The sequence below is a fragment of the Micromonospora sp. BS32 genome (genome assembly GCF_059089345.1).
In genome coordinates, this window is sequence record NZ_JBSSHR010000042.1 from 1 (window position 1) to 4,329 (window position 4,329).

The 4,329-nt window shown below is 70.1% G+C and carries 3 protein-coding genes; 2 read left to right on the forward strand and 1 reads right to left on the reverse strand.

Translation table 11 applies throughout. The features are described from left to right. Positions 1–103: 103 nt before the first annotated feature. The gene (locus AC5RWQ_RS30055; protein WP_494285975.1) at positions 104–1,606 is read right to left on the reverse strand and encodes an amino acid permease; all 1,503 of its coding nucleotides are present in this window, start codon (positions 1,604–1,606) and stop codon (positions 104–106) included. A gap of 312 nt (positions 1,607–1,918) precedes the next feature. Here AC5RWQ_RS30055 and AC5RWQ_RS30060 point away from each other — a divergent pair, with 312 nt between their 5' ends. Further along, positions 1,919–3,571 (forward strand): glycoside hydrolase family 10-like protein, encoded by a 1,653-nt coding sequence (locus AC5RWQ_RS30060; protein WP_494285976.1) that lies wholly within the window; start codon positions 1,919–1,921, stop codon positions 3,569–3,571. A gap of 173 nt (positions 3,572–3,744) precedes the next feature. After that, positions 3,745–4,287 (forward strand): phospholipase, encoded by a 543-nt coding sequence (locus tag AC5RWQ_RS30065; RefSeq protein WP_494285977.1) that lies wholly within the window; start codon positions 3,745–3,747, stop codon positions 4,285–4,287. Positions 4,288–4,329 lie beyond the last annotated feature (42 nt).

The window sequence follows — 4,329 nt, forward strand, 5'->3', positions numbered from 1 at the left end:
CCCCTGACCCCCACCCCGGGCGCACTTTCACGGAAAGAGTGGCTGTTCCGCGTCGGACAGCCACTCTTTCCATGAACGAGGCCCCTCGTGGGGTGGAGTGGGGTCAGCTGTGCGGGGTGGGGGCGCGGGGGGTGGGGGCGACAGCCGGCTGGTGCTGGGCCAGGCGGTTGCGGCGGTAGCCGTAGCCGAAGTAGATGATCGCGCCGAGCAGCATCCAGATCAGAAACCGGATCCAGGTCTCCACCGACAGGTTGAGCATGAGGTAGAAGCAGGCCAGCGCGGAGACGATCGGCAGCACCGGGGAGAACGGCACCTTGAACGGCCGGTCCAGGTCGGGGCGCTTGCGGCGCAGGATCGGCACCGCGATCGAGACGATGACGAAGGCGCAGAGCGCGCCGATGCTGACCAGGTCGGCCAGGGCCGACAGCGGCAGGAAACCGGCGAGCAGCGCCACCGCGATCGTCATGACAATCGAGATCCGGTACGGCGTGCCCCAGCGCGGGTGCACCTTGGCGATCGACGGCGGGATCAGGCCGTCCCGGGAGATGGCGAAGCCGATCCTGCCCATAGCCACGAGGTCGACCAGGATGACGCTGGTCAGGCCGGCGACGGCGGCGATGGAGACCAGCACCCCGGCCCAGCCGGCGCCGACCGCGTTGAAGGCGGACGCGATCGGGGCGCCCCGGTCGATCTCGGTGTACGGGACCATGCCGACCACGACCAGCGAGACGCCGATGTACAGCACGGTGGAGATCAGCAGGGTGCCGAGCAGACCGAGGGTGAGGTCGCGCTTGGGGCGGCGGGTCTCCTCGCCGAGGTTCGCCACCGCCTCGAAGCCGGTGTACGCGAAGAAGACCACCGCGGCGGCGCTGAGCACCCCGGCGAAGCCGAAGACCGAGGGCTCCAGCCCGAAGATGGCCTGGGTGACCGGCTGCTTGATGCCGTCGTCACCGGCGCCCGCGGGCTCGGCCGGCGGGATGAACGGGGTGAGGTTGGCGGCCTTCACGAAGAACAGGCCGGCGATCACGACGAAGGCGCAGATGGCGACCTTGACCAGCACCAGCAGGTTGGTCACCCGGGCGGATTCGCGGATGCCCACGGTCGCCACGACGCCGAGCAGCAGCACGATGCCGATCGCGCCGAGGTTGACGATGCTCCCCTCCTCCCCGAACCAGGTGGTGGGCAGGCCGAAGAGTTCGGCGAGATAGCCGGACCACCCCCGGGCGACCACCGCCGCGCCGAGGGCGAACTCCAGCAGCAGGTCCCAGCCGATGATCCAGGCGACGATCTCGCCCATGGTCGCGTACGCGTAGGTGTAGGCGCTGCCGGCGGTCGGCACGCTGGATGCCAGCTCGGCGTAGCAGAGCGCGGCGAGCAGGGCGACGACGCCGGCGATGCCGAAGGAGATCACCACGCCCGGCCCGGCGCTGTCCCGCGCCTCGATGCCGGTCAGGGTGAAGATGCCGGTACCGATCACGATGCCGATGCCGAAGCCGGTGAGGTCCCGCGCGCCGAGGTGGCGCTTCAGCCCGAGCTGGCCGTCGCTGCCGTCGGCCTCGCCTTGGGCTATCACGTCCTTGATCGGTTTCGTACGCAGTACGGACACCGCGCCTCACCCCTCCCCAGCTGACGACCACCCTGGTAGCGGCCGGCGATCGGCGATGCTACCCAGGACGGACCCTCGCCAACCGTCACTAGTCACACCAACCGGGCGTCGACCGGTTGTGTGGGGCCGGTCACTGTGCGCACTGTGACGCCCGTCGCCGACCATCGAGCGGCGGCGGTATCCGGACATCCAGCTCAGACCCTTGCGCAGACCCCGTACGGTGTGAAAATTTCTTACCAGCGGCGGATTGCCAGCGGCGAATGTTGCCGAGGCGGCCGCGATCCCCGGAGCACCGACGAAGGGACACACCGCATGAAGGCAACTCGGCTCGGCGCCGCCGGGCTGGCCGTGGCGATGCTCGGCGCGCTCGCCACCGCCACCCCCGCCAGCGCCGCCCCAGACCCGGCCGACTCCACCACCACCTGCGTCACCGACCCGGCCACCCCCAAGCGCCAGTTCCGGGCGATGTGGATCTCGTCGGTGGTCAACATCGACTGGCCCAGCAAAGCCTCGCAGACCGCGCCCGACCGGATCGCCGCCCAGCAGGCGGAGTACCGGGGCTGGCTCGACCTGGCACAGAAACTGAACCACAACGCCGTCGTGGTCCAGGTCCGCCCGACCGCCGACGCGTTCTGGCCGTCGCCGTACGAGCCGTGGTCGGAGTACCTGACCGGGGTGCGCGGCCAGGATCCGGGCTGGGACCCGCTGGCCTTCCTCGTCGCGGAGGCGCACCAGCGGAACCTGGAGTTCCACGCCTGGTTCAACCCGTACCGCGTCTCCATGCCGGCCCCCGGCGGCGCCGGCGCCGACCTCGCCAAGCTGGCGCCGGACCACCCGGCCCGGCAGCACCCGGACTGGGTTTTCGCCTACCCGCCGGCCGGGGTCGCCGGCAGCCGGCTCTACTACAACCCCGGCATCCCCGAGGTCCGCGCATTCGTCCAGACCGCGATGCTGGACGCGGTCCAGCGGTACGACATCGACGGCGTGCACTTCGACGACTACTTCTACCCCTACCCGAGCGGCACCCACCAGGTGCCGGACGACGCCACGTTCGCCCAGCACAACCGGGGTTTCACGAACAAGGCGGACTGGCGGCGGGACAACATCAACCTGCTGGTCCGGGAGATGGGCGAGAAGATCAAGGCGGCCAAGCCGTGGGTGAAGTTCGGGGTCAGCCCGTTCGGCATCTGGCGTAACGCCTCGGCCGACCCGGCCGGCTCGGACACCACCGGCTCGCAGTCGTACGACATCATCTCCGCCGACACCCGCACCTGGATCAAGCAGGAGTGGATCGACTACGTGGTGCCGCAGCTCTACTGGTACATCGGCCAGTACCCGGCCGCCGACTACGCCCGGCTGGTGCCGTGGTGGGCCGAGCAGGTGCGCGGCACCCGGGTGCAGCTCTACATCGGGCAGGCCGACTACAAGAGCGGCGAGCCGGCGTACGGGCCGTACTGGCAGAACCCGCGCGAGCTGTCGGACCACCTGACGCTCAACCGGTCGTACCCGGAGGTGCTCGGCAACGTGCACTTCTCGGCGGTGCAGGTGAAGGCCAACCGGCTCGGCGCCACCGACATCTACGCCGCCGAGCACTACTCGCGCCCGGCGCTGGTGCCGGCGATGCCGCACCTGCCGGCCCGGCCGCTGCTCGCCCCGGTGGTCACCGAGGCGGAGCGGACCGTTGACGGGGTACGGCTGAGCTGGCGGCAGCCGGCCGACGGGCGCGGCCCGTTCGGCGACGCCACCTCGTACGCGGTCTACCGTTTCGACTCCGACGGCCCGGTGGACGCCTGCGGCCTCGCCGACGCCGCGCACCTGGTGGACACGGTCCGCGGCTCGGGTGAGGACGTGCAGTCCTGGGTGGACACCACCGCCGCACCGGGGGCGACCTACACCTACCTGGTGACCGCGCTGGACCGGCTGTCGAACGAGAGCCCGGCCAGCCCGGCCCGGGTGGTCCGCTGACGGAAGAGGCGAGCGGCCCGGGCGGTGACCGCCCGGGCCATTCGTCTGTTTCGACGTATGTCATCAATAGTTAGCGAGGATACCCACCCACCGCCCCGGGATTGATCGAAACTGATCGACATCCGGTGACCTGCCGGTGACCCGCCGTACCGCACATCCCCGCGGAGGTAACCGTGTCCCGACGCCTCGCCACCGTCCTCGTCTCCGGCACGTTCGCGCTGCTCACCGCGCTCGGTGTCGCCTCGCCCGCGTCCGCCGCGGTGAGCACCGAGCAGAAGCTCAGCGTGCTCTCCAGCTGGACACAGACCAGCGCCACCAGCTACAACGCCTGGAACGCCGGCCGGCTCAACAAGGCCGCCTGGTCGGAGTACGCCTTCGACTGGTCGACTGACTACTGCTCGTCGAGCCCGGACAATCCGCTCGGGTTCAACTTCAGCCTCTCCTGCTACCGGCACGACTTCGGCTACCGCAACTACAAGGCGATGGGCCAGTTCTCCGCCAACAAGTCCCGGCTGGACAGCGCCTTCTACGCCGACCTGAAGCGGGTCTGCGCCACCTACAACTACGTGGTCCGGCCGGCCTGCTACAGCCTCGCCTGGACGTACTACGAGGCCGTCAGCGTCTTCGGCTCCGTCGCCGCCGTCCAGCAGTCCGACATCGACCGTGCCGCCCGCATGAAGGCCACCGCCGAACGCCAGGCCGCCCTCCGCCACTAACCCCCTCCCCCTCCCTCCCCCCTCACCCCGCCTCACTCGTGT

What these genes read in the sequence shown, in the direction of transcription:
- AC5RWQ_RS30060 (WP_494285976.1), top strand. Translation starts at nt 1,919, where the DNA reads ATGAAGGCAACTCGGCTCGGCGCCGCCGGGCTGGCCGTGGCGATGCTC.